Here is a 23,788-nt window from a genome sequence, read left to right as displayed (position 1 = left end):
CGTGTCTAGTCTGGCACCGACGGTGAACCATCAGCCGACGAACACCTAGTCTTCGTCTCTCTCCTTATTCGTCCACCAACTTCTCTTCGTCCGTTAGGTTCTCTTTGTCCGTCAGTTCATCACACAGACCGTTTCAGCTCTCTCAGTCGTTCCCGCAGTTTCTCGGACGTTTCCTCGGCCTCCTCGGCGAGTTGGTCTGCGTCCTGATTGATTCGGTTGCGGACGTGTCCGGATGTTTCGCCATCGTTGGCTTCGATTCGCTTGCGAACGCTCTCCAATTCGTCGGCGAATCTGTCGAGCATCTCGACCGATAGCTCGATTTCGTCGAACAGCGTATCGACACGGCCAGAGCCGACGGTCGAGAGGTTCGGTTCGTCCCCTTGTTCTTCGCCCCCATTACTCATGCTCTCTGCAACGACTGCAGAGTAAATGGTGATTGTGGTCGTTTGGTGACTGGTCGTTTCGCGAGTGGTTCGACTTTCCATCGTCGGCGTCGGCCGTTTCTTCCATCATTTGCGTCGGCCGTTTCTTCCACCATCGGCTTCCGCGTGCATCCGGTACCGGCGTCAGCCGTCCTTTCCTCATCGGCGTCTGCTGTCCCCAGACAACCACCAGCCGAGCAACTTCTCCTTCTCTTCGTTGGAGGGATGTTTCTTCGTCCGGGCGTACTCTTTCCCTTCGAGAATCTGGCGCTCCAAGACGTTGCTCGCCAACCGGAGCGCGTGGGCGGCACCGTACCCTTCGCCGGTGCCAACGAAGTGGCCCTTGTCGGTGAATAGTCGAATCCGCGCGAGGACGAGCGGAGTCCCCCGGAACGTCTCTTTGTGTTCGTGGAGGTAGACGTTCGCTTCGAGGACCGACAGTCGCCGGTATTTGCTTGCGAGTCGCTCTATCATGTCTGAAACCTCCTCGCGGCTGATGTCGTCCATGAGGTTGATGCCGACGATTTGCACGTCGAGGTGGTCTTCGTCGGTCACCGTAAGCACCCGAAGCACGTCGGTCTTCGTCACGATTCCGACCGGTTCGTCGGCGGCCGTCACGACCAGCGCCGACACCCCTTCGGTCAACATCGCCTCGACTGCCTCGTCCAATCCCGTCTCTGGAGCGGTCGTGAGCACCGGCTCTGACATCAGGTCCCGAACGGGGAGGTTCAACATCCGTTCGAGTTCGCCGCTCCGCTCGCCGAAGCCACCGTGCGAGCGCCCGCCGACCGAATCGAACCGCGGTGGTGACCCGCCCTGTCCTTTCTGTATCTCCCGTCCGGAGAACCGCAACACGTCGAACAGACTGACGATACCGACCACCTCCCCTTCGTCCACGACTGGGAGATGCGTAATCGTATGCTCTCGGAGGGTGTGAAGCACTTCCCCCAACGTCGTCTCCGGGTCGGCAGTGACGAGGTCGTGAGTGTACACGGCTTCGACGGTCAGCACGCTCAAGAACGACGCGACTGTTTCGAGGATGGCGTCGGCCGTCACGACGCCGTAGAGCGCGTCGTTTTTGAAGACTGGAAGCAACTGCACGCTCCCGCCGACCATCAACCGTGCGACTTCTCGGACGTCGTCGTGTGGTTCGACAGTCGCCACGTGCCAGACGAGATTCTTCGCCTTCTCGTCGGGTACGTGATGGCCCGAACTCAGTTGCCGCCGCGTGACCACTCCTCGGTACTGGCCATCATCCGTGACGACCACCGCCCGGACAGTCGGGTCCTCGAACTTTCCTGTGAGCTTCGACACCGGGGCCTCCGACCCGACCGTTTCGAACTCCGTCGAGACGATATCACTGATGTCCATGTCGGTCCACCCAGACTGGATACGCGAGACCCCGAGTTGAAGATTTCCGCCGACCCTATCGTACCACTGTAGATGAGGTAGTTCTACGTCGCTGGCCACCGTTTCGGTGTCCATGTCTGGTGACCAGTCACCGACTCACCGAATTGATTCGCTCGTACTCTGGCTACTGGTCACGTTGGGAACCGCCTTCCTCCTCCGAGCGTCCGGAATGGTACCCTCACGACTCTCGTTGCTACTCGTCGCCGCATTGCTCGCGCTCGGTGGCGTGTTGCTGTTGACAGTCGAGTGGTTTCTGCTGTACTTCGGGAGCGAACCGACGACTGTTCGGGTAGTTCCTCCGGACGACTCCACTCACTCCAGAGGCTATTCCCTCTGGACCTCACTCACCGCCTGCTTCCAATTCAGCTACCCTGACGATAGTTTCGAGTGCCACGTCTGGCGTCACCGAGAGAGAGTCGATGCCCACGTCCAGCAAGAACTCGACGTACCCCGGAACGCTCGACGGTGCGTCACCGCAGATACCGACCCGACAGTCCGCGTCGTGGGCCGTCTCGACCAACGACCGAATCGAGCGCGTCACGGCTTCGTCGTCTTCGCGGAACAACGACGCGAGTTTCGCCGAGTTTCGGTCGACGCCGAGCAGCAACTGCGTGAGGTCGTTCGACCCGATGGAGAAGCCGTCGAACACGTCTGCGAACTGGTCCGCGAGGACGACGTTGGAGGGCACTTCGGCCATCACGTACACTGCTGACTCCGGCGTGTCGAGTCCGAACTCCCCGAGCAAGTCACGTACCTTCTCGCCTTCCGCAGGCGTGCGACAGAACGGTACCAACACGACGAGATTGTCGAGGCCGACCTCCTCTCGCACTTGCCGCAGTGCTTCGCACTCGAGTTCGAACGCTTCGCGGAACTCGGGGTCGTAGTACCGCGACGCGCCACGCCACCCCAGCATCGGATTCGACTCTTCGATTTCGTACCGCTGCCCGCCGCGGAGGTTCCGGTACTCGTCGCTTTTGAAGTCGCTGAGTCGGACGATAACGTCCTTCGGATAGAACGCGGCGGCGATTTTCGAAATCCCGGTTCGCAATCCTTCGACGAATCGCGCTTGCTCTCCTCGCTCGATGGCGTACAGCGGGTGGTCGCCGATTGTGGAACTGACGATGAACTCCTCGCGTGCGAGTCCCACGCCATCGACGGGGAGGTCCGCGAGCGAGAACGCGCGAGACGGTTCGCCAAGGACGAGCATCACGTCGGTTTCGGTGTCGGGTATCGATTCGAGGCGTTCCTCGCGCACCTCGTAATCGAGTGCCCCTTCGTAGACGCGGCCGGTCACTTCGGTGCAATCGACGGTCACGGACTCGCCGTCGCGCAAGACCTTGGTCGCGTGTTCCGCGCCGACGACTGCGGGCAGTTCGAGTTCGCGAGAGACGATGGCGGCGTGTGAGGTCTTTCCGCCGCGCTCAGTGACGACTGCCGCGGCTTTTCGCATGATCGGCTCCCAATCGGGGTCGGTCGTTTCGGTGACCAGTACGTCGCCCGATTCGAACCGACGCATCTCCGAGGCGTCCGTCAGAATGCGCACTGGTCCGGTCCCGATAGCGTTCCCGATGGCGACGCCCGATAGAAGCTCTGGCCCGATTTCGGTTAGTTCGTACTGCCGAATCGTCTGTTCCGACTCGCGCCCGTGGACCGTCTCGGGGCGCGCCTGCACGACGAACAGTTGCTCGCGCTCGCCGTCGTACAACCACTCGATGTCCATCGGCCGCCCGAAGTGGTCCTCGATAGTTGTGGCGTATCCCGTGAGAGTTCGAATCCGGTCGTCCGAAAGCGCGTACTGCTCGCGCTCGCGGCGGGGAACGGACTCGATTTCGTTGCGGTCGCCTCGCCACACCATCCGGGACTCCTTCTCGCCGAGTGTCTTTTCGAGGATGCCGTTCGTCGGCTTGAATGCGACGTATCTATCGGGTGTCACGCGGCCTTGCACGAGGAGTTCGCCGAGTCCGTAGGCCGCCTCGATTACGACGGCGTTCCCGAAGCCAGTGTCGGGGTCGATGGTGAACGCGACGCCGGAACAACCGCGGTCGGCCCGGCCCATGACCTGCACGAGACACGCCAACTTGACCTCGAAGTGGTCGAAGTTCCGGTCCGCTCGATACGTAATCGCCCGGTCGGTGAACAACGACGCGTAGCACCCCTTTACCGCCGCTACGAGGTCCTCCTCGCCCGAAACGTCGAGAAACGTCTCCTGTTGGCCAGCGAACGAGGCTGTCGGCAAGTCCTCGGCCGTCGCAGAACTCCGGACGGCGACCTTCGGATTCTCGACGCCGAGTTCGTCCGCAAGCCACCGATACCGCTCGACGATGACTCGCTCCAAGGCTCTCGGCATGGTCGCGGATTCGAACAGGTCTCGGAGTTTCGCGCCCCGTTTCTGTAGGTCGTCTACGTCGTCGGGGTCGAGACCTGCCAACAGGTCCGCCATCGACTCGCGAATACCCGTTTCGGCCACGTAGTAGTCGTACGCACTCGCTGTCGTCGTGAACCCCGGCAGAACAGGTACGTCGAGACCCGACAGTTCGCCGAGATTCGCGCTCTTTCCACCGACTCGACCCACGTCTTCGCTTCCGAGTTCGTCCAGCGACAGTACGAATTCGTCGTCTGTTCTGTCGTTCCCCGATTTGTCGTCCCCCATGTCGAATCCCAGTTTCCGTTCCATCGGCACGTTCTTAACAGTGATTCGCACCGGTGGCGTGCCTCTCGACTGACCCGCCCTTTTGATGGAAATTCGCCCTCCCGATTGAAGTCAGTTCGCGCCGTACCGCGGGTGCATGTTCACCTACCAAGACGCGAGAGACGACGAGGCGTTCGAGTACGGCGTCGTCACGTACTTCGACGGCGAGGACGACGCGGTGACCGCAGAAGGCTACGTGCGAGGTGCGACGCTCGGTGGAACGGACGAACCAATCGTCGTCGTGGTCGAACCAGACGAGACGGTGCAACTCCCGTTCGACCGCGTGGTGAAGATACGCTACGAGATGGACGACAGCTAACTGACGAGGCCATCTTCACTCGCTTCCTCGGAACTCCTTGCGTCCAGTTAGCTTCTCAGGAGCGAGTCGATACTGCCGGAAGACGACCTCTTCCGGCGGCCGGTCGAAGATGTCTACCTCCGGAATTTCGATTGCCCACATCGCCTGTACGGCACTCGAATCGTACGGCATATCGCTCACTGCTTCGAGACGACCTTTGGTGACGACGCTTCGCCACCCCTCCTCGGTCCGGTCGTGGACGACGAACGTGACTGGCCGGTCTACGACGACCGCTTTCTCGCTTTCGGGCGGGAACGCGAGTCGAAAGTAGAAGTTCTCCGCGTCCGCGTCGTAGCCGTACGACACGGGAATCGAGAACGGCGACGCGTCGATTCCGTCCGCAAACGAGAGCGTCCCCGTGCCCCCGTTTCCGAGAAACTCGTTCATCTCCCCCTCGCTCATTTGGACCCAGCGAATTCCCTCCATGACACCCAGGGTACTACGTAGGGATAAAAAACCGCTTGCCCGCGTGTCTCGAAACGGACGTTTCGGCCCTCACCCGATACAGCCGCTTCGGTTCTCTTCGCCCGAACCGCCCGATTTGGCTCTCGCGCGCTCGTCTCAGTACGGCGGCGACTCCGCTTCGATGACGCCTACGAGGTCGTCCAATTCGTCCGTGAGCAACACGAGCAGGTCGTCCAAGGTGACGATGCCGGTCAACGCCCCATCCGAGTCTACGACGGGTAGCCGACGGACCCCCTTCTCGTACATCGTCGCCGTCGCGTCGAGGACGCCGTCGTCGCTGTTCACCGTCGTCGGTGTCTCGGTCATGACCTCTTCGGCGGTCGTTTCGGTCGGGTCACGACGCGGTTCGAGAACTTCCAGCGTGAGGTCACGGTCGGTGACGATTCCGACCGGTTTGCCGTCGGCTTCGATGACGACGCTTCCGACTTCCTCTTCCTTCATCACTGTCGCCAAATTCCCAGCAGACTGATCTTCGCGTGCGGTCACTACCCCCGTTCGTGCTACGTCTTGTACGGTCATTGTCTCCCCCACGTACCGACCAACAGGGGATTCCATAAGTGTGACTCTCGCGGACGTGACGCTGTCCGCACTGAGGCGAACGGCTTCGAAATCGCTCAGGCGGACGGCTTCGAAATCGCCCCACACGAGGCGTCGAGAATAATCGCGTCTCCTCGACGGACGACGTGTACGTCGCCGCCGAACTGCTCGATGACTTCCAGATTCGCTCGCACGTGGGCGGTCACGGTCGGAATGCGGACGCGCCCACCTTGCAAGGCCAGAAAAACCAGCAACTGGTCCGCCATGTAGCTGTCTACTGCCCCGCTCCCACCGTCGAACGCGAGAAACTCGCGCACGGCCACGTTGGCTACGTCCTCGGAAGTTCGCCCCCGTTCGCCGAGTGCGTCGAAGCCGACCAGCGAGTTCTCGTAGACGCCGCGGAGGAGCAACGACGACCCGAGCGAATTCGTCGGCACGTACTCGACCTGCCGAACCCGAGTCGGGACGCCCATAGCTTCGAGGCGAGTCCGTGCGTGCGTGGCCTGCCGGTCGGCGACTTTGCCCTCTGCAAGCCCAACTGCGGCTTTCGAGTACACTTCGACGCATTCGAGCGTACCTCGCTCGGGGAGAGGTATCGAGCGCAGACGAGACGGTTCCGTTCGCAACGTCGCCTCGCCGCCACCACGGGGGTAGAACCCTGTCTTCGAAAGTTCGACCTCGGCATCCATTCCGTACCGGGCGAGTAACGGGAGTTTGACCTGCCGATAGTATTCGACCGTCGGAGCCCACTTCACGTCCGTTCCACCGGTCACAGTCAGCTGGTACGAATCGTCGAAACGCGACGCTATCGGCAGGACGGTATCGAACAACAGCGTGACACTGCCTGCGGTCCCGATGTCTATTCGCGTCGATTCGGGGCGCAGAGTGGCGGGCCGGAACGTCAACGACTCCGACTCGGGGGACGCACCCGTCACGTCGCCGTCACAGAGGTCGGAGACGAGTCGCACGCCCGCGAGATGCTGCGGTTTGAGACCGGGGTTCGGCCGCGTCTGGCGAACGTCGTGCATCCGGAACGCGCGTCCGGTAATCGCCGACAGAGTGAGTGCCGTTCGGAGCAGTTGCCCGCCGCCGGTCGAGCCGTCGATTTCGAGCAACTCTCGCTCTCCGGTCCCGTTCACGTTTCGCCCCCACTCACGCTTTGGCCCCACTCACGTTTCGACTCCACCCACTCTTTGCCTCTGTTCACGCTTTGCCTCCGCTCACGGCTCTTCTTCAGAGCTCTTCCCACCCCGACGCTTTCGAGTGATGTATCCGGCGATGCGGTTGCGAACGTCCTTCGACTCGACGTTGGTGAGTTTCGTGACGCTCTCTTTGTTCTGCTCGAAGTCGTGGACGAACGCCTCCGGATATCGTTCGAGGAGTAGTTCTCCAGTCTTCTTCACGTAGTCCGGGCTGACGGGCATGACCTACTCGGACGACTCGCACGGTAATGTATCTTGACCCGCTCGTCGCTCCTTTTCCTCCTCCTCAGTTCGCGCCGTACTGCTCGGTCAACTCGTCCCGGATACGCTCGGTCATCGATTGGAGGCCGTCGCTGATTCCCACTCGGTACTCCGCAGGGTCTCGAATCGCTCGAACTTCCCCGGGCAGTTTCTGCAACTGGTCTGCCCTCCGGTCACGACTCGCTTCGAGCGACGGCAGCGAGTACACGAGCGACCCCGCGTCGAACACCTCGACCAGTTGCTCCTCGCCTGGAAGCCGTTCTTCGCCCCGAATTCCGAGTACGTCCCGCTCGAACTGCCCGTCCCGCTCCACGCGCCGGAGACTCTTCTGGCCGGGGTAGGTAACTTTCCCAGTCGAGAGTTTCATACTCGGTCGTAACTCGCCGTCGCGCTCGACGGCGACGAGTTTGTAGACCGTGTCGAGCGTCGGCGCATCCGAACTCGTGACGAGCGCGGTTCCCGGACCGAAGCCAGTCGCGACGCCCTCGCTGGTGAGAAACTCCGCGATAGCGTACTCGTCCACGGACGAACTGACGACGATTCCGCTGTCGCCGACGATTTTGGCGACCTGCTTCGAGAGACTTACGAGGTCGCCCGAATCGAGTCGCACGCCTGCGATGTCTACGTCCAACTCGTCAGCAACTGCCATCGCGGTCTTCGCACCCTCGACGGTGTCGTAGGTGTCTACGAGCAGTACCGAGTCCTCGCCGTACACCGACACGAACGCTTCGAACGACTCGCGCTCGGTCTCGAAACTCTGCACCCACGAGTGGGCCATGGTTCCGAAGACAGGGAGGTCGAACGCTCGCCCGGCGGCGACGTTCGACGTGCCGTCGAAGCCGCCGACGTACGCCGCGCGTGCCGCCTTCAATCCAGCGTCCGTACCGTGGGCGCGTCGCGACCCGAAGTCCACGAGCGACTGGCCGTCGCCGTGTTCACGAATCGTGTCGCGCATTCGCGCCGCCTTTGTCGCCACGAGACTCTGAAAGCTGAGCTGATTTATCAAGAAGGTCTCGAACAACTGCGCTTCCAGAATCGGTGCGGTCACCTCTACCAGCGGTTCGTTCGGAAAGACGACGGTTCCTTCCGGTACCGCCCGAACGTCGCCCGTGAACTCGAATCCGTCGAGATACGAGAGAAACTCCTCGGAGAACGCTGGTCCTTCGAGTCCAGCGAGATAATCGAGTTCCTCATCGGCGAACGTCAGCGTTTCGAGGTACTCGACTACTTGGGCCAATCCGGCGGCGACGATGTAGCCCCGATTTTGCGGGAGCGTCCGGAAGAAGAGACTGAACGTCACCTGTGGATTGTGACCGGTTTCGAGGTACCCCTGCATCATCGTCAGTTCGTACAGGTCGGTGAAGAGCGCGTGATTGCTGGCCGAATCGCTCTCGAACTTTTCTCGTGACATTCTGTACCACCCCGACGAACCGTCGATGCAGTGGGTAATAGCTTCGGGGGTCGCTTCTTAGAAAGCCTCCAGACCTAGCCACGAACCGTAGAACTCGATGAAACTGTGACCATCTCGAAAGCCCCCATCCGCTCGCGGTCGAAGGCCGCGAGCGGATGGCCCCTTTCAGTCCCACCCGTTGGTTGGTCGAGACAGCATTTGTGGGTGATACTGATAGCGAGCGTCGTGGTAGTTGGCAGTCTCCTCTCCTCTCCTCTCCTCTCCTCTCCTCTCCTCTCCTCTCCTCTCCTCTCCTCTCCTCTCCTCTCCTCTCCTCTCCTCTCCTCTCCTCTCCTCTCCTCTCCTCTCCCTTCACTCCGACGACTCCACGCGCACCCGAACCGCCGAGTGCTTGTACTCGGGAATCTTCGCCGTCGGGTCCAGCGCGTCGCCAGTCAGTCGATTGACTAGCGGGTCCGCGAAGTGGAAGGTCAGGAACACAGTTCCGCGGCGAATCGCTGGCGTCACATCGGCCATCGCCTCGACGCGTCCGCGGTCGTTCTCCACGACCACTCGGTCACCGCCGTCGATGCCTCGTGCGCTGGCGTCGTCGGGGTGAATCTGGAGCGCGTCCTCGCTCCGGAGTCGTGTAAGGATGCCGGACCGGCGCGTCACCGCGCCGCTGTTGTAGTGTGAGAGGACTCGTCCTGTCGTCAGTACGAGTTCGTCGTCGCCGACCTCGTCGGCGGGTTCGACGTGTTCGACCGGTTCCAATCGTGCGCGTTTCGACCCGTCACCGAAGGTCTCGCGGTGGAGTACCGCTTCGCCCGACTCTGCGTCCTCGGGGAACGGCCACTGTTGGCTCCCCTCGCCGATTCCCTCGTAGCTCATCCCGCCGTAAATCGGGGTGACGCTGGTCAACTCTTCGAACACGTCTCTCGGTCCAGTGTAGTCGAACGAGATTTCGTCCCCGACCAGCCGCTTACCCAGTTCGCACAACAGTTCGAAGTCGCGCCGAGCGTCACCGGGCAGCTCCGCGACGGCGCGCATCCGCTGGACCTGCCGGTCGGTGTTCGTCACCGTCCCCGCTTTCTCGGCCCACGAACTCGCGGGCAACACTACGTCAGCGTGGGCTGTCGTCTCCGTGGGGAAGATGTCCTGCACGACGAGCAGGTCGAGCGAATCGAGTTGCGCCGCGACCCGATTCGCGTTCGGTTCCGTCGCGGCGATGTTCTCGCCGAGGACGAACGCGCCGCGCACTTCGTCGCCGAACCGGTGGGTCGCTTCGACTTCGGTCAGTCCCGGCGTCTTCGGCGGCTCGAATCCCCACACCTCCGAAATTGTTTCGCGGCCCTCGTCGTCGGTCACGTCTCGGTACCCCGGCAAGGTGTCGGGCAGCGCGCCCACGTCGCCAGCACCCTGCACGTTGTTCTTCCCGCGGAGCGGGTTGACCCCCGCACCGCGCTTGCCGACGTTGCCCGTCAGGAGCGCGAGGTTCAACAGCGCGTGGACGTTCGCCGTGCCGCAGTGGTGCTGGCTCATTCCCATCCCAGTAAACACCGCGGCTCGCTCGACCCCTGCGTAGTCGTGCGCCGCGTCTCTCAACTCGGACGGGTCCACGCCTGCTAACTCCGCGGCGGCGTCTACGTCCACCGATTCGAGCCACTCGCGGAACTCCGCGACTCCTTCGACGCGCTCGGCCAGAAACACCTCGTCGGCCAGATTTTCGCGCACCGCCACAGCGCACATCGCGTTCAACAGCGGAATGTCGTACCCCGGCTTCACCGGCAGGTGGTAGTCCGCGTACCTCGTCGTCGCGTTCGCCCGCGGGTCCACGTGAATCAGCGTCGCCCCGCGCTTCAGCGCGGGTGCGACGTAGGAACTGAAGATGACCGGATGTTGTTCGGCCGGGTTGGCACCCGCGACCAGAAACGCCTCGGCGTCGGGCAGGTCTGCGATGCTGTTGGTCATCGCGCCCGTGCCGAAGCGGTCGGTCATCGCGGCGACCGTCGAGGAGTGACAGAGGCGCGAGCAGTTGTCCACGTTGTTCGTGCCGAGTGCTCGCGCGAGTTTCTGGACGAGGTAGTTCTCCTCGTTGGTGCAGTTCGAGGAGGCGAAGAAGGCGAGGGCGTCAGGGCCGTGCGAGTCGAGAATTTCACGAAACCCACTCTCTACTTTGTCGAGTGCCTCGCTCCACGAGGCTTCGACGAGTTCGCCTGCAGAATTTCTAACGAGCGGCGCGGTCAACCGCTGGTCGTGGCCTTCGGTGTCGAACGCCGCCACGCCCTTCGGACAGAGTTCACCGCGGCGGTTGACGGGCGCGTTCCAGCCGACGCCCTTCCCCTGCTCTGGGTCGTACCGAACCCCACAGCCGACCCCGCAGAACGGGCAGATGGTCTTCTCGTCGGTGACGTGCCCCCGACCCGTCTCGCCACTACTGTCGTCCCCAACCATACTCTCGCGTGCAACGCGGAGTTGCTAAGCATTTCCCCTCAGACGATTCCCGGCCACACTACCGCTGCCAAAACGACGACCAGTCCGGTCGTCACGAAGACGAACAGCACGTCGAGCAGGCCGCCAGCACGGAGCATCTGGCCGCGCGTCACTTCGCCGGTGCCGAAGACGATAGCGTTCGGCGGCGTCGCGACCGGCAAGGCGAAGCCGTAACTCGCGGCGATGGCACAGGTGAGCGGCAGGAGGACGGCGGCCTCCAACCCACCAGCGACGCCCCCGAGCGCGCGTCCGACCTCGATAAGAATCGGCGCGAGCAGTGCGGCAGTCGCCGTGTTCGAGGCGAGTTCGCTCAGTGCGACGGTCAACACGACGATGGCTCCGAGGAGGACGACCAGCGGCGCGTCGCCGAGTGACCCCAATACCAGCGTCGCCAACCAGTCGGTCGCACCCGTCTCGCCGAGCGCGTTCGCCAGCGAGAGACCGCCGCCGAACAAGATGAGCGTCCCCCAGTCGATGCCCGCTACGTCGTCCCACTCGATGCCGCCCACGAGGAAGAGCACTGGAATCGCCGCCATGCCGACGAGGACGAAGTAAGTCAGCCCCTGATACGCGCCGGGTCCGACTATCGACGGGCCGAGACCACCGAACAGGGTGGTGTACCAACGCGGGGACAGCACGCTCTCGAAGAGCGCGCCTGTACCGCCCAGTATCCACAGTCCTGCCGTCGCCGCGAACACCGCGGCGACGCGGCGGCCCGCGGGGGTCGTCGTGCCCATTTCGTCAGTGCCGAAGTTCGCTCTCTTCGCGACCTCCACGTCTTCCAGTGGATAGAGTCGAATCAGCACGTACCACGCGACCGGGAGCGTCACGACGACGACAGGGAGTCCGACCGCGAGCCACTGCAAGAAGCCGATTTCGTAGCCCGCGTCGCGGAGCGCCGCGACGACGATGGCGTTCGGTGGCGTCCCGACGAGCGTGCCGATGCCGCCGATACTCCCCGCGTAGGCGACGCCGAGCATCGTGGCGGTCTGGAAGTTTTCACTCGCATTCTCTCCCTGCTGGACGATTCCTAGCGCGACGGGGGCCATCAACGCGACAGTCGCGGTGTTCGAGATGACCATCGACAGCACGGCAGTCGTCACCATCACGCCGAGGACGATTCGGTGGGGCGTCCGCCCGACTGCGCCGAGCAATCGGAGCGCTACTCGACGGTCCAGTCCGTGCTTCTGGAGCGCGGCGGCGAGGACGAACGTCGCTAGAAAGAGGAAGACCACGGGGTCAGCGAACCCTGCGAGCGGTTCTTCGAGCGTCGGCGAGACCCCTAGCACGGTCAGCCACACTGGGACGGTCAGCGCCGTTACCGGGAGCGGAAGCGCTCCCGTAATCCAGAGGACGGCGGCAAACAGTGCGGTCGCGAGCGCTCGCTGTCCGTTCGGCGAGAGGCCAGCAGGCGTCGGTGCGGCGGCGACGACGAGCGTCAGTGCGGTCGCGCCCAGCACGACCCCGAACGCGACTGCACGGTCGTTCGACCGTTCCGCGTTCGACTGGCGGTCGGTCGATTGTCCGTCGTTCCTCTGCTCGTCGGTCATCGCTCGTCGCGTACTCCTCGACGCCCTGAGCGTCGAACGTAACGGTCGTCCCTCACTGTCGGAGTGTCGATGGTTCGGCAGTTAATTCCTCGTTTCTTCTGCTGGTAGCTACCGCCGAGAGCTGTTATCTCTGTCGGGAACGTAGACTCTTTCATGCCCACTGTCCAGACGGACGACATCGAGACGTACTACGAGCGACGTGGCAGTGGCCCACCAATCGTGTTCGTCCACGGGATGGCCATGAGTACCACGATGTGGGGGCCTCAGATGGACGCCCTCAGCGATGCGTACACGACCATCGCCTACGACGTTCGCGGCCACGGGCGTACCGGCGGGTCCGACGTGAATCCGTACTCTATCGACCTGTTTGCGGCGGACTTAGACGCACTGCTGGACGCGCTCGGCCTCGACCGGGTGTTGGTCTGTGGCCTCTCGATGGGCGGTGCTGTCGCCCAGGCATTCGCCGCTTCTCACCCCGAAAGAGTTGCCGGACTCGTGCTCGCCGATACGTTCGCTACAGGTCCCCAGCCCTTGACCGGCCGACTCGCCATGGCGAACCTCAGATTCCTCGCTCGACTGGACCGTCTCATCAACTACGAGACACTGAATCGGTGGCAACTCTGGGTCGGCAATCGCCTCTTTCCCGGAATCGCTGGCGACCAAGTGACCGTCCAACGACTGATGGAGAACGCGCCGACGATTCCCCACGAGGAGTTCGTCAAGATCGCCGATGCGACCGCTCGGTTCCCGAAATCCGAGGTCGAACTCTCCGCGGTCACTGCGCCGACGCTCGTCTTGCACGGCGAACACGTCCCGTCGGCCGTGGCAGACAGCGCCGAGCGATTGGCCGACCAACTTTCGAACGCCGAGGTTACCGTCCGCGTCGTACCCGGCGGTGGACACGCGTCGAACCTCGACAACCCGGAGTTCTTCACAACTGCGTTACGGGAGCTCCTCGCTCGGAGTGAGTTGGTCCAGTAACGACTGTTTACCGGCGAGCGACGACGAGCATGGTCTCGGGTCGCTCGTCGGCGCGCAGTATCTCGAAGCCGGCGTCTTCGAGCATCTCGACCGCTCGGTCGCGGTCGTAGCGTTCGTCGGTCGGCGGGCCGCTCTCGCCGTCGCCGCTCGCGGTCCAGTCGGCGACCACGAACCGAGCGCCGTCGGCGAGGACGCGCGCGACCTCTCCGAGTGCGTCGCCGTTGCCCGCGAACTCGTGGAAGGTCATCGTCGAGAACGCGCCGTCGAGTGCCGAATCGCCGAACGGCAGGTCCTCGACGTTCGCGGTGACGAGTTCGACGTTCGTCGGGACGCCTTTCTCTCGATAGAGGTCGTGCATCTCCGACTGTACGTCCACGGCGCGCACCTCCGCGACGAACGGAGCCACGTCGTCGGTGTAGAACCCGGTTCCGCTCCCGAGGTCCGCGACGGTGTCCGCTTCGTCGGGTCCGAGTGCCGCGACCAACTCTTCGCGCGAGCAGTAGCGGTACCGCGATTCGTCTTCGAGTTTATCGGCTCTGCCGGGGTCGAACGTGTGAAAGCCCATCACTGAGTTGCTCGACTGTCGGCCACCTTAACCACTGCGGGACAGAAAGGGGAGTCGGACGAAAAGATGCGGGCGATGTCCACCGTGCAGGGAGAGTCGTCGTCCCTCTGACAACGAGGGGTAGCGACTACTGGTACTTAGTAGTAGTGCTTCAAATGCACAATTTCATCGCGCGCTGCGACCGCTCTCTGAGTCTGCAACAATACGGGCAAAGTGCCACATTGGCCGCACTCGACGGGAACCTTCGTTTAGGCGTACCGTTCGATGAGTCTCGTCAGCGTCGATTCGTCCTGCACCCCGACGAGTTGCTCGACTTGCTCGCCGTCGGCGTAGAGGACGAGCGACGGGACACCGCGAACGCCGTGTTGGTTCGCCAGCCCTTGGTGAACGTCTACGTCTACTTTCGCCACAACCGCGTCTGTATTCGCCGCAACGGACTCGACGGTCGGTTCGAGCATCTTGCAGGGTCCACACCAGTCGGCGTAGAAGTCCACGAGGACGACGTCGTGGTCGTCAGTCAGTTCGGCGAACTGGGCTTCGTCCGTCACGGAAACTGGTTCGTCGAACGACTCGTCGGTCGCTTCTTCGCCCTCGGTTTCGACTTGCTCTTGCAACTGCTCGCGCTTCTGTTCGCGTATCGATTCGAGGTCGTCTGCGTCGTTCATCACCGTTCGCTACGTCCCTTAGAAGGATAACTGTTGTGCATGCAATCTGCAATACTGTTCTCGTGTCATTCGAACCGAGAGAATGAGTGCGCTTAACTGGGGTGAGAGCCATCGACTTGCTTGAATGGAGACCGAGGAACTCCAAGCGGCGCTGGAATCCGCTGGACTCTCGCAGTATCAGTCCGACGCCTACGTCGCAGTGCTGGAGTTGGGGAAGGCTTCTGCCGTCGAAATCGCGGACGCCTGCTCGGTCCCACAAGCGCGCATCTACGACGTTCTCCGCGACTTGGAGACGGACGGATACATCGAGACGTACGAACAGGACAGCCTCCACGCCCGCGCCAACGACCCCGGAGACGTGCTGGCGAACATCCGTGGACAGGCCGCGACGCTCGCCGCGGCGGCCGAAGAGATAGAGGAACGCTGGGAGCGCCCGCCGGTGGACGACCACATGGTGAGCATCGTCAACCGATTCGAGACGGTACTGGACAGGGCGCGCACACTCGTCGCCGAAGCCGAAAACGAGGTGCAAATCGCGCTCTCGCCCGCCGAGTTCGAAGAGTTGCGTCCCGCGCTCGCCGCTGCGCACGACAACGACGCCGTCGTGAAAGTCTCGATTCACGCGGCCGACGAGTCAGACCTTCCCGACGACGACGCGCTGTCGGGGACTGTGACACAGATGCGCCACCGGACACTTCCCTCGCCATTTCTCGCGCTGGTAGACCGCACGCAGGCGTGTTTCGCTCCGCAAGCCCATTCGGTGAACCAGTACGGCGTGCTGGTAGACGACTACAGTTTGACGTACGTCTTCCACTGGTTCTTCCTCACGTCGCTGTGGGAGGTGTGGGACGTAATCGTCTCCGAACGGTCCGAAGACCCGCCGATTCTGTACACCAACATCCGTCAGTGTGTGCGGGACATCGAACCGCTGCTCGCCGACGGCGCGACCATCGAAGTCAGCGTCCGCGGATACGAGACGGGAACCGGCGTGCGACAGAACGTCTCGGGAACGATTACGGAAGCGACCTACGCGGGCGTCTCGACCGCGAGCGGCGAACACATCCCGCTCGCGCAACTCGCGGGACAGGTATCGCTGCACCTCGCTGACGGGGACGAGGACTGGACTATCGGCGGGTGGGGCGCGTTCGTCGAGGACGTCGAGGCGACCAGAATCACCGTCGAGTCGATCCAGTACGAGTAAGGTTTCTCGGCAGGCGACGCCGAACGGTTCGACGCCCGCTTCGCCTTGTCCACTTCGCCTTGCCCACTTCGCCTTGCCCACTTCGCCTTGCCCACTTCGCCTTGCCCGTGCCCGTACGTTCTTACGCCTCCCCTTCGACGGTCCGATATGGACGCTTTCGAGGCCGAGGAGTTCTACGACCTCTCGCTGGTCACGGATGTCGCCGTCTCCCCGAGCGGCGACCGAGTCGCGTTCGTCGCCGACGAGTTCGACCGCGAGACAGACGACCGTCTCAGTTCGCTGTTCGTCGTGCCGACTGACGGGTCCAGCGACCCCCATCGCCTCTCTCGTGCTTCGGAGGCGAGCGCGCCGACGTGGTCGCCCGACGGCGCGAAACTCGCCTTCAGCGCGACTCGGGAGCGAGACCGCGAACTCGCCGTGAATCGGGAGAGTGAGGACACCGAGGACGACCCCGCCGACGAGGAGGAACCGAAGCCCCAAATCTGGTCGTTCGACCTCGAACGCGGCGGTGACGCGCGCCAACTCACCGACTTCGAGGAGGGCGCACGAGGATTCGACTGGGGACCGAACAGCGAGCGCCTCGTCGTCGCGGCCCGCGACCCGACCGACGACCAGCGCGAGTATCTCGACTCACGGCGCGACGACGGCCCGATAGTCACCGAGCGCCTCCAGCACAAGTTCGACGGACAGGGGTGGCTCGACGACGTGCGAACCTACCTCTTCGTCGTGGACTGCGAGACGCGCGACACCGAGCGACTGGACGACGCCTACGTCGATGGCGGCGCGTGGGAACCAGCGGTCGGAATGGCACCTGCGTGGTCGCCCGAGGGTGACAGAATCGCCTTCCTCTCGAACCGCACCGAGCGCCCGGACGACAACTACGTGATGGACGTGTACACCGTAGCGCCGGACGGCTCTGACTTGCGGAAAGTCACGGACTCGGACCTGACTGCCGCGCACCTGCGTTGGCATCCCTCTGGAGAACGACTCGCGTTCGTCGGCAAGGACCCCGACAACTGGTACGCCCCGGAGGAGGTGTACGTCACAGCAGGCGGCGAATCCACCGGATACGAGTCGTGGTCCGGTGACCTCGACCGCCCGGTGGCGAACGCCCAGTGGGGCGACATCGCGTGGGCCTGCGGCGACTACGAGGGCGAGAGTGGCGACGACAACATCGTCGGCGCAATCGGCGACGAGGGACTGACGCGACTTGCGCGGTTTCGCTCCTCCGAAAGCCCCAAGAGAATCTTCGACGCGCAGGGACGCGACAGAACTATCGAAGGGTTCGACATGCGGGGTGGCACCGCGGCAGTCGTCTTCTCGGACCCGAAGGCGGGCAAGGACGTGTTCGCAGTCGATTCCAAATTCGGTGACTCCACGCAACTCACCGAACTGAACTCGGAGACGCTCGCAGAGAAGGAGTTGCCCCAGACGCGTCGGGTCACCTTCGAATCCGGCGACGCGGAAATCGAGGCTGTCGCATACCTCCCGGCTACTTTTTCCCCCGACGAAGACGACCCCCTGCCGCTCGTCGCGTCGATACACGGCGGCCCTGTCTCCTACGACGCGCCGACGTTCGACTTCGAGTACTCCTACTTCACCGGACAGGGGTACGCCGTCCTGCGGGTGAACTATCGCGGGAGTTCCTCGTACGGCCAGCAGTTCAGCGAGTGTATTCGCGGCGAGTGGGGGAGCCACGAACCAGCCGATGTGCTCGCGGGCGTCGAGGAACTGGTCGAGCGCGGGTGGGCCGACCCCGAGCGACTGTACGCGACTGGCTTCTCGTACGGCGGTATCACGACTGGCTACCTCGTCACCCAGACCGACCGCTTTGCCGCGGCGGCGGCCGAACACGGCGTCTACGACTTCCGGTCGGCGTTCGGCACGGACGACAGCCACGTCTGGTGGGAGAACGACTACGGCGTCCCGTGGGAGAACCCCGAAGCGTACGACGAGTCGTCTAGCATCACCGACCTTGGGGACCTCTCGACGCCACTGCTCGTCACTGCCGGGGGCGAAGACTGGCGCTGTCCGCCCTCTCAGAGCGAGCAACTGTACGTCGGCGCGAAGAAACAGGACGTGCCCGCGAGACTCGTCGTCTACCCGGCCGAACATCACAATATCGGCGACCCCGACAGGGCGGTCCACCGACTCGAACAGATAGCGGAGTGGTTCGAGACGTATTGAGCTATCAGTCGTCAGAGAACCCGAACCGCCGTCGAAGCCTCGTCTTTCGGAACTCCACGAGGTGATACTGCGTGACCAGCACCGCCGCGGCGACCATCACCACGGTAAACAGTCCCGCTCGCGTGATAGGAACGTCGTTGACGTAACCGTTCAGCAATTGGGCTGTCCCGAACATGACGGGACCGAAACTGGCGAGGGCCGTCCGGAACGGGTACGCGGTGAACATCTCCGAGAACGTCGCGACGTCGTCTCTCATTTACTCTCTGTAGCAGTGGCTTTCCCTACGCAGTCATCATCTTTTCGTAAGTCGAATCGGACACGTCTTCGGAATGAAAGTTCCTAAGTCGTGGACGACGCTTCCGGTTTCCCAACCAACTCCGACGACTCGGCCGGTTCGTAGACGAGGTGGTCGCCCTGCGCCCACACTTCGACGCGACAGCCTTCGACTTCGAAGACGACGAAGCCGCCCGTTCGAGGCGTCCCGTCGTGTTTATCGGAGAACAGCTTTTCCAAGGCCTCGGGGTCTACGGAGTCGTAGAGCGTGTAGGCTTCGTCCACCGGGTCGCACTCGACGAGTTCTGAAATTGCCGTGACGAGCGTCGTCGCCAGACTTTGGTGCTCGTCGTCTTCGACTCGGTAGGCGGCGCGTCCGTTTCTGTCGAACGACTCCGCCCGTTCGAGCGTGGTTGTTTCGTTGTCTGTCATATCTGGCTCCCAGTGATTTCGTTACGCCATACATACAGTCCTTCTACAAAAACACCCCTCCCTAGGAAACTAGAACGAGTAGTGAACTCGATTGTATTTCCTGCTCTTCTGCTCACCGTTCACTGTAGTCCGGCAAGGTGTCGTCCTGCATGACGGCAGTACGACCGCCGTCTACCAACAGGTTCGTTCCGGTCACGTAGCCCGCGTCGTCGCTGGCCAGGAACGCCACTGCACCTGCGACGTCTGCCGGTTCGCCGAGGCGGCCGACCGGATGGATCGATTCGAGTTCTCGGCGTTTCGACTCCGAGAGGTCCGCTTCGGTGCGGTCGATGGCGACCCAGCCGGGGTTAACAGTGTTGACGCGAATCTCCGGACCTAAATCGAGCGCCATCGCGCGCGTCATCCCATCGATTCCGGCCTTCACGGCGTTGTACGGGAACATCTCCGGCATCGTCAGTTTGGCGTGATTCGAAGAGACGTTGACGATGGCTCCCTCGTCCATGTGCGAGACGGCGCGCTTGGCGGCGAGCCAGTACGCTCGGAAGTCGGTTTCGAGGACGAGGTTCCAGTCGTCCATCGTCGCGTCCGTGACTGAGGTGTTCGTCTCTACGCCCGCGTTGTTGACGAGCACGTCGAGACCGTCGTACTCCTCGGCAGTCGCGTCCACGAGCGCAGCGACGTCGTCCGGGTCGCGCATGTCTGCCTTCACGAACGTCGCTTCGCCGCCCGACTCGCGGATTTCCTCGGCTGTCTGTTCGCCGTCTTCGGCCGTGCGTCCTGTGACCACGACGGCCGCACCCTCGCGCGCGAACCGCTTGGCGACGCCCTCGCCGATGCCTCTGGTCGAACCGGTGACTAAGACTGTGGAGTCTTGGAATCTGTTCATGCGAACACCGTCGGCGTGTAGGGGTTTTACTGCTGGGACTCGCGCTAGAATTGTTAACCGATGAATTCGAGAGTTGGATTGTCCGGAGTCGATTCGCTCTGAACTACGACTTTGCAACCGGCGCGCGCTTGCGCGGTCTGCGTGAACGATGTGAACGCAGGCTCGACGGACGCGGTTTGTCCGTCGGTGCCTCGTGTCGCGCCAAACCCGTGCGAGGTCTTCGGGAACGAAGTGGCCGAAGGCTCGGAAGACGAGCGAAGCGAAGTCTTCCGGTGGATGAGCGAACGAATGTGAGCGAATCGGTTGGGGAGGGTGTGGCCGTCGCGGTGCTGTGTGGTGCGGTCTTCTCGGCACCGGGAGTAGCTAGCTGCGACTCAGTTCGAAAAGAAGTAGCGGCTACGACTACTTCGTAGAAAGCCCCCGGACGCTCACGTCCTGCGGAAGCGAGCGCCCGGCCTCTTTCAGTCCCACCCCGTGGTTTCTGTCACCGGGTCTTTTCGGTGGTTTCTGTCACCTGCCGCCACTCATCTCCCCTCACTCCGTATTCAAAGACTCTCCAAACTCCTTCGCAAACTCCGCCACCTCGTTCCAGTCGGTGTACTCGTAGTCCCGGGACGTATCCGTATCCCCACCGGCCTCTCCGGCGATTCGTTTCATCATGAAGCGCTTGAGGACGCCGTACTCGCTGTACTTGAGCGCGCCCGGTACGACCGCCGTCGCGTCCGGTTCCCAACCTGTCTCGGCGAGGAAGTCCTCCAACATCTCCCGTGCGGTGTCCCACGCTTCTTGAGTCCCTGTCGCTGCAGTCAGACTCACCGAGTAGAACGCCGAAGGCATCTCGTTCAGTTCCGCGGCGTGAGCCTTGACGAACTCCCGCACGTACTTCTGGTGCGTTCCGGCGTGAATCGACGCCCCGATGACCGCGGCGTCGTAGTCGCCCAACGAGAAGCCGTCGGGCAAGTGCTTCGTGTGGACGAGCGTCGGTTCGTGGCCGTTGTCAGCCAGTACGTCTGCGATTCGCTCGGCGATGGTCGCAGTCTGGCCCTCGGTCGTTCCGTAGAGGAGCAGGACGCGCGCCATCAGTGCTCACCTCTCCGTTCGGTGGTTGGTTCAGTCACCTGCCGCACCTGCTCGTCGGTCTGCCGATTCCTGAGTATACTCCTCATCGACTACAGCAACGACGACCGACGATAAAAATCTACGACTGGTTTCGGCCGAGTCGGGACCGGACGTATCGGTACGTCGTCTTCCCGCGAATGCTGACGAACAGGACGCCGATTACCAGTGCCAACACGACGAATGCGCTCTTTGTAACCGTCATCTGTCGCTCGTAGGCGACGTACCACCCGGCGAGAGAGGGCACGAGAAGCAGTCCCGCCAGTAGAGGGTGATACAACCGAGACAACTGCCGCCGAACGGTTTCGGAGGCGTATATCCCGATACTGATGGTTGCGACGACACTCCAGAGAGCGACGAGGGGTTCGAGTACCGAGGCCGACCCGTCCGACAGCAGGCCGGTGAGTACCACGACTGCGACCGTGCCGTAGAAAATCAGCGCGACGTACAGTTGCCCCTCGTTTCGCTCCACGAGGTCGGGGCGCGGGGGAAACATCGTTCGTGTCTACTGACTAATCCCAAAATAATGTGTCGGTCAGTTGGTGTCTCGTGTACCGGCGCTCGAACTTACTCCTTCGTCAGCACCATCGCCTCGCTTTCTGCCGGACTCCCGACAGTCGCCTCAAACTGCGCTTCGTGAATCCCCTTCAGGCGCTCCAACGCTTCGTCACCCACACCCATCGCGTCCGCGAACTCGTCCCAGACGTGCCCACGAACCGACAAATAATACGCCGTCTCGTCCTGCTCTACCAGCGGGTCCTGATGGAACTGCGTGCGGTACTCGTAGACCAGTCCATCGACGGACAGATTCTCGTGGTCTCGAACCACCTGCTGGTGGCGCTCCACCAACTCCGTGTCCTCCTCGGTCAGTTCCACGTCCCCAAATGCCGCAAGTGGCTCCGGCATCTCACCACTCCGCGACGCTCCCGTCGTCGTGTCGCCAGACGGGGTTGTGCCAGTCCACGTCGCCAGCGCGCTCCCGGACGACTGTCTCGTCTATCTCGATGCCGAGGCCCGGTTCTTCGGGGAGCGCGACGTATCCCTCTTCGTACTCGAACACCGAGGGGTCGGACAGATAGTCTAGCACGTCGCTCGTCTCGTTGTAGTGAATGTCGAGGCTCTGCTCCTGAATCAGTGCGTTCGGCGTGCAAGCGTCCACCTGCACGCAGGAGGCCAGCGCGATAGGCCCGAGCGGACAGTGGGGCGCGAGCGCAACGTCGTAGGCTTCCGCCATCGAGGCGATTTTCTTGACTTCCGAAATCCCGCCCGCGTGGCTCAGGTCGGGTTGAATCACGTCCACGGCACCCGACTCGAACACTTCCTTGAAGTCCCAGCGAGAGTACATCCGTTCGCCCGTGGCGATTGGCGTCGTCGTGTGATTCGCGATTTCCGGCAGTGCGTCGTTGTGTTCCGGAAGCACCGGTTCCTCGACGAACATGGGGTCGTACGGTTCCAACGCGGCCGCGAGTTTCTTCGCCATCGACTTCGCCACTCGGCCGTGGAAATCGACGCCGATGTCAACTTCGTCGCCGACTGCCTCACGTACCTCTGCGAGTCGATTCTCCGCCTCTGCAATCGCGGCGGGTGAGTCGATGCGACGGAGTTCCGGCGTGGCGTTCATCTTCAGCGCGGTGAACCCAGCGTCTACTTTCTCTTTCGCCGCCTCGCCGACGTCTGCGGGTCTGTCGCCCCCGACCCACTGGTACACTCTCACTCTGTCGCGGGCCTTCCCGCCGAGCAGTTCGTAGACCGGCGCGCCGAAGTGTTTGCCCTTGATGTCCCAGAGGGCTTGGTCGATGCCTGCGATGGCCGACATGAGTACTGGTCCGCCGCGATAAAATCCGCCGCGGTACATCGTCTGCCAGTGGTCCTCGATGCGGAGCGGGTCCTCGCCGAGCAGGTAGCCGTCCATCAGTTCCTCGACGGCCGCCCTGACCGTGTGGGCGCGTCCTTCCACGACGGGTTCGCCCCACCCGACCAGTCCGTCGCTGGTCTCGACGCGGAGGAAGAGCCATCGGGGCGGCAGTTCGAACAGTTCGTAGTCGGTAATCTCCATCGTGGCAGGCTACGGCCCGGAGTCCATAAACGACGGGGGAACCCCCGAGACGTTGCCGACTGTGCGACCGGCGGCGCGAACGGTGCCGCCAGCGGGGTCGTCGAGCGGGATTCGCCTAAACGTGAACGAATACAGTTATAAACAAGGATGTGAAAATTCACACTCATGGATAAGCTCGAAGGCGTCTCGGGCGCGACGCTCCGAGAGAAACTCGACAGCGTCGAAGGAGCGAAGGAGACCAAGCGGTTGATGATCGCAATCGCGTACAAGGATGGCGTCCCGGTCTCGGAACTCGCCGAGCGGTACGACATCCCGAAATCGACGCTCTACTACTGGTTGGACCGCCTCGCGGAGAAACCGCTGAACGCGGCAGTCGCAGACGACGACCGGCCCGGCCGTCCCTCGGAACTCGCCGGTCCGGACCGCCAGTCGCTTTTCACTGCAGTCGAGCAAACGCCGGAATCCTACGGCTACGACAAGTCGGCCTGGACGCCCGAACTCGTCCAACAGCACATCGAGCGCGAGTTCGGCGTCTCCTACTCGGTCGGCCACGTTCGCCGACTGCTCCGGAACGAGGGCGTAACGCTCCGGAACTGATCGTCACTCACCAGACAAACTAACTATCGGGGAACTGGTTTGTTTCGAGTAG

At 62.7% G+C, this 23,788-nt stretch carries 24 protein-coding genes; 5 read left to right on the top strand and 19 right to left on the bottom strand.

The window, feature by feature from the left end:
* Positions 1 to 119: 119 nt before the first annotated feature.
* From F7R90_RS18710 to ppsA, 3 genes are all read right to left on the bottom strand, one after another.
* Complete coding sequence (locus F7R90_RS18710) at positions 120 to 404, bottom strand: hypothetical protein (protein ID WP_158059089.1); 285 nt, start codon at positions 402 to 404, stop codon at positions 120 to 122.
* 177 nt (positions 405 to 581) lie between these two features.
* Positions 582 to 1,793, bottom strand: coding sequence for a CBS domain-containing protein (locus tag F7R90_RS18705; RefSeq protein ID WP_158059451.1), 1,212 nt, complete (start codon positions 1,791 to 1,793; stop codon positions 582 to 584).
* Positions 1,794 to 2,172: 379 nt separating this feature from the next.
* Complete coding sequence (gene ppsA, locus F7R90_RS18700; RefSeq protein WP_225741361.1) at positions 2,173 to 4,506, bottom strand: phosphoenolpyruvate synthase; 2,334 nt, start codon at positions 4,504 to 4,506, stop codon at positions 2,173 to 2,175.
* Between the two features lie 112 nt (positions 4,507 to 4,618).
* Here ppsA and F7R90_RS18695 point away from each other — a divergent pair, with 112 nt between their 5' ends.
* On the top strand, positions 4,619 to 4,840 hold the full coding sequence (locus tag F7R90_RS18695) for a hypothetical protein (RefSeq protein WP_158059088.1): 222 nt from the start codon (positions 4,619 to 4,621) through the stop codon (positions 4,838 to 4,840).
* 15 nt (positions 4,841 to 4,855) lie between these two features.
* On the opposite strand, the gene F7R90_RS18690 is transcribed toward F7R90_RS18695, so the two are convergent.
* The 7 genes from F7R90_RS18690 to F7R90_RS18660 all read right to left on the bottom strand — a co-directional run bounded on the left by F7R90_RS18690 (position 4,856) and on the right by F7R90_RS18660 (position 12,777).
* Positions 4,856 to 5,305: a pyridoxamine 5'-phosphate oxidase family protein gene (locus tag F7R90_RS18690; protein WP_158059087.1), complete on the bottom strand. Its 450-nt coding sequence runs from the start codon at positions 5,303 to 5,305 to the stop codon at positions 4,856 to 4,858.
* A 135-nt stretch (positions 5,306 to 5,440) separates the two neighbouring features.
* Positions 5,441 to 5,863 carry a CBS domain-containing protein gene (locus tag F7R90_RS18685; RefSeq protein ID WP_158059086.1) on the bottom strand — a complete coding sequence of 141 codons (423 nt, stop codon included), beginning with the start codon at positions 5,861 to 5,863 and terminating at the stop codon, positions 5,441 to 5,443.
* Between the two features lie 95 nt (positions 5,864 to 5,958).
* A complete protein-coding gene (rtcA, locus tag F7R90_RS18680; RefSeq protein ID WP_225741360.1) occupies positions 5,959 to 7,020 on the bottom strand; it encodes an RNA 3'-terminal phosphate cyclase in 1,062 nt (353 codons plus the stop codon).
* Between the two features lie 81 nt (positions 7,021 to 7,101).
* Positions 7,102 to 7,305 carry a 30S ribosomal protein S17e gene (locus tag F7R90_RS18675; protein WP_158059085.1) on the bottom strand — a complete coding sequence of 68 codons (204 nt, stop codon included), beginning with the start codon at positions 7,303 to 7,305 and terminating at the stop codon, positions 7,102 to 7,104.
* Positions 7,306 to 7,369: 64 nt separating this feature from the next.
* Positions 7,370 to 8,755 (bottom strand): nicotinate phosphoribosyltransferase, encoded by a 1,386-nt coding sequence (locus F7R90_RS18670; protein ID WP_158059084.1) that lies wholly within the window; start codon positions 8,753 to 8,755, stop codon positions 7,370 to 7,372.
* Positions 8,756 to 9,106: 351 nt separating this feature from the next.
* Entirely contained in the window at positions 9,107 to 11,188 is a 2,082-nt protein-coding gene (gene fdhF, locus F7R90_RS18665) for a formate dehydrogenase subunit alpha (RefSeq protein ID WP_158059083.1), read from the bottom strand.
* Between the two features lie 38 nt (positions 11,189 to 11,226).
* A complete protein-coding gene (locus tag F7R90_RS18660; RefSeq protein ID WP_158059082.1) occupies positions 11,227 to 12,777 on the bottom strand; it encodes an SLC13 family permease in 1,551 nt (516 codons plus the stop codon).
* Between the two features lie 153 nt (positions 12,778 to 12,930).
* Between F7R90_RS18660 and F7R90_RS18655 the strand changes: the two genes are divergently transcribed.
* Positions 12,931 to 13,758: an alpha/beta fold hydrolase gene (locus tag F7R90_RS18655; RefSeq protein WP_158059081.1), complete on the top strand. Its 828-nt coding sequence runs from the start codon at positions 12,931 to 12,933 to the stop codon at positions 13,756 to 13,758.
* Between the two features lie 7 nt (positions 13,759 to 13,765).
* Here F7R90_RS18655 and F7R90_RS18650 read toward each other — a convergent pair whose 3' ends face one another.
* Entirely contained in the window at positions 13,766 to 14,323 is a 558-nt protein-coding gene (locus F7R90_RS18650) for a class I SAM-dependent methyltransferase (protein WP_158059080.1), read from the bottom strand.
* Between the two features lie 248 nt (positions 14,324 to 14,571).
* The gene (gene trxA, locus F7R90_RS18645) at positions 14,572 to 14,988 is read right to left on the bottom strand and encodes a thioredoxin (protein ID WP_158059079.1); all 417 of its coding nucleotides are present in this window, start codon (positions 14,986 to 14,988) and stop codon (positions 14,572 to 14,574) included.
* Between the two features lie 124 nt (positions 14,989 to 15,112).
* On the opposite strand from trxA, the gene F7R90_RS18640 reads away from it, so the two are divergent.
* Positions 15,113 to 16,189, top strand: a complete 1,077-nt coding sequence (locus F7R90_RS18640) for a TrmB family transcriptional regulator (RefSeq protein ID WP_158059078.1) — start codon at positions 15,113 to 15,115, stop codon at positions 16,187 to 16,189.
* Between the two features lie 147 nt (positions 16,190 to 16,336).
* A complete protein-coding gene (locus tag F7R90_RS18635) occupies positions 16,337 to 18,376 on the top strand; it encodes a S9 family peptidase (protein WP_158059077.1) in 2,040 nt (679 codons plus the stop codon).
* 4 nt (positions 18,377 to 18,380) lie between these two features.
* Here F7R90_RS18635 and F7R90_RS18630 read toward each other — a convergent pair whose 3' ends face one another.
* The 7 genes from F7R90_RS18630 to dgoD all read right to left on the bottom strand — a co-directional run bounded on the left by F7R90_RS18630 (position 18,381) and on the right by dgoD (position 23,139).
* Positions 18,381 to 18,632 carry a hypothetical protein gene (locus F7R90_RS18630; protein ID WP_158059076.1) on the bottom strand — a complete coding sequence of 84 codons (252 nt, stop codon included), beginning with the start codon at positions 18,630 to 18,632 and terminating at the stop codon, positions 18,381 to 18,383.
* Positions 18,633 to 18,715: 83 nt separating this feature from the next.
* Positions 18,716 to 19,081 (bottom strand): HalOD1 output domain-containing protein, encoded by a 366-nt coding sequence (locus F7R90_RS18625; RefSeq protein ID WP_158059075.1) that lies wholly within the window; start codon positions 19,079 to 19,081, stop codon positions 18,716 to 18,718.
* 112 nt (positions 19,082 to 19,193) lie between these two features.
* On the bottom strand, positions 19,194 to 19,967 hold the full coding sequence (locus F7R90_RS18620) for an SDR family NAD(P)-dependent oxidoreductase (RefSeq protein WP_158059074.1): 774 nt from the start codon (positions 19,965 to 19,967) through the stop codon (positions 19,194 to 19,196).
* 534 nt (positions 19,968 to 20,501) lie between these two features.
* Entirely contained in the window at positions 20,502 to 21,047 is a 546-nt protein-coding gene (hemG, locus tag F7R90_RS18615) for a menaquinone-dependent protoporphyrinogen IX dehydrogenase (protein ID WP_158059073.1), read from the bottom strand.
* Between the two features lie 118 nt (positions 21,048 to 21,165).
* A complete protein-coding gene (locus tag F7R90_RS18610; RefSeq protein ID WP_158059072.1) occupies positions 21,166 to 21,579 on the bottom strand; it encodes a hypothetical protein in 414 nt (137 codons plus the stop codon).
* 71 nt (positions 21,580 to 21,650) lie between these two features.
* Complete coding sequence (locus F7R90_RS18605; protein WP_158059071.1) at positions 21,651 to 21,989, bottom strand: hypothetical protein; 339 nt, start codon at positions 21,987 to 21,989, stop codon at positions 21,651 to 21,653.
* A 1-nt stretch (position 21,990) separates the two neighbouring features.
* The gene (dgoD, locus tag F7R90_RS18600) at positions 21,991 to 23,139 is read right to left on the bottom strand and encodes a galactonate dehydratase (protein ID WP_158059070.1); all 1,149 of its coding nucleotides are present in this window, start codon (positions 23,137 to 23,139) and stop codon (positions 21,991 to 21,993) included.
* 165 nt (positions 23,140 to 23,304) lie between these two features.
* Between dgoD and F7R90_RS18595 the strand changes: the two genes are divergently transcribed.
* Entirely contained in the window at positions 23,305 to 23,736 is a 432-nt protein-coding gene (locus F7R90_RS18595) for a helix-turn-helix domain-containing protein (RefSeq protein WP_158059069.1), read from the top strand.
* Positions 23,737 to 23,788 lie beyond the last annotated feature (52 nt).

The organism is Halorussus halophilus (assembly GCF_008831545.1).
GTDB classification, from domain to species: Archaea; Halobacteriota; Halobacteria; order Halobacteriales; family Haladaptataceae; genus Halorussus; species Halorussus halophilus.
This window is presented reverse-complemented; position numbering and strand designations above follow the sequence as displayed.

What these genes read in the sequence shown, in the direction of transcription:
- F7R90_RS18705 (WP_158059451.1), bottom strand. Translation starts at nt 1,793, where the DNA reads ATGGACATCAGTGATATCGTCTCGACGGAGTTCGAAACGGTCGGGTCG.
- F7R90_RS18710 (WP_158059089.1), bottom strand. Translation starts at nt 404, where the DNA reads ATGAGTAATGGGGGCGAAGAACAAGGGGACGAACCGAACCTCTCGACC.
- F7R90_RS18690 (WP_158059087.1), bottom strand. Translation starts at nt 5,305, where the DNA reads ATGGAGGGAATTCGCTGGGTCCAAATGAGCGAGGGGGAGATGAACGAG.
- F7R90_RS18625 (WP_158059075.1), bottom strand. Translation starts at nt 19,081, where the DNA reads ATGACAGACAACGAAACAACCACGCTCGAACGGGCGGAGTCGTTCGAC.
- hemG (WP_158059073.1), bottom strand. Translation starts at nt 21,047, where the DNA reads ATGGCGCGCGTCCTGCTCCTCTACGGAACGACCGAGGGCCAGACTGCG.
- F7R90_RS18620 (WP_158059074.1), bottom strand. Translation starts at nt 19,967, where the DNA reads ATGAACAGATTCCAAGACTCCACAGTCTTAGTCACCGGTTCGACCAGA.
- F7R90_RS18640 (WP_158059078.1), top strand. Translation starts at nt 15,113, where the DNA reads ATGGAGACCGAGGAACTCCAAGCGGCGCTGGAATCCGCTGGACTCTCG.
- F7R90_RS18650 (WP_158059080.1), bottom strand. Translation starts at nt 14,323, where the DNA reads ATGGGCTTTCACACGTTCGACCCCGGCAGAGCCGATAAACTCGAAGAC.
- ppsA (WP_225741361.1), bottom strand. Translation starts at nt 4,506, where the DNA reads ATGGAACGGAAACTGGGATTCGACATGGGGGACGACAAATCGGGGAAC.
- F7R90_RS18595 (WP_158059069.1), top strand. Translation starts at nt 23,305, where the DNA reads ATGGATAAGCTCGAAGGCGTCTCGGGCGCGACGCTCCGAGAGAAACTC.
- F7R90_RS18670 (WP_158059084.1), bottom strand. Translation starts at nt 8,755, where the DNA reads ATGTCACGAGAAAAGTTCGAGAGCGATTCGGCCAGCAATCACGCGCTC.
- fdhF (WP_158059083.1), bottom strand. Translation starts at nt 11,188, where the DNA reads ATGGTTGGGGACGACAGTAGTGGCGAGACGGGTCGGGGGCACGTCACC.
- F7R90_RS18660 (WP_158059082.1), bottom strand. Translation starts at nt 12,777, where the DNA reads ATGACCGACGAGCAGAGGAACGACGGACAATCGACCGACCGCCAGTCG.
- F7R90_RS18685 (WP_158059086.1), bottom strand. Translation starts at nt 5,863, where the DNA reads ATGACCGTACAAGACGTAGCACGAACGGGGGTAGTGACCGCACGCGAA.
- F7R90_RS18635 (WP_158059077.1), top strand. Translation starts at nt 16,337, where the DNA reads ATGGACGCTTTCGAGGCCGAGGAGTTCTACGACCTCTCGCTGGTCACG.
- F7R90_RS18605 (WP_158059071.1), bottom strand. Translation starts at nt 21,989, where the DNA reads ATGCCGGAGCCACTTGCGGCATTTGGGGACGTGGAACTGACCGAGGAG.
- F7R90_RS18610 (WP_158059072.1), bottom strand. Translation starts at nt 21,579, where the DNA reads ATGTTTCCCCCGCGCCCCGACCTCGTGGAGCGAAACGAGGGGCAACTG.
- F7R90_RS18630 (WP_158059076.1), bottom strand. Translation starts at nt 18,632, where the DNA reads ATGAGAGACGACGTCGCGACGTTCTCGGAGATGTTCACCGCGTACCCG.
- dgoD (WP_158059070.1), bottom strand. Translation starts at nt 23,139, where the DNA reads ATGGAGATTACCGACTACGAACTGTTCGAACTGCCGCCCCGATGGCTC.
- trxA (WP_158059079.1), bottom strand. Translation starts at nt 14,988, where the DNA reads ATGAACGACGCAGACGACCTCGAATCGATACGCGAACAGAAGCGCGAG.
- F7R90_RS18695 (WP_158059088.1), top strand. Translation starts at nt 4,619, where the DNA reads ATGTTCACCTACCAAGACGCGAGAGACGACGAGGCGTTCGAGTACGGC.
- F7R90_RS18675 (WP_158059085.1), bottom strand. Translation starts at nt 7,305, where the DNA reads ATGCCCGTCAGCCCGGACTACGTGAAGAAGACTGGAGAACTACTCCTC.
- F7R90_RS18655 (WP_158059081.1), top strand. Translation starts at nt 12,931, where the DNA reads ATGCCCACTGTCCAGACGGACGACATCGAGACGTACTACGAGCGACGT.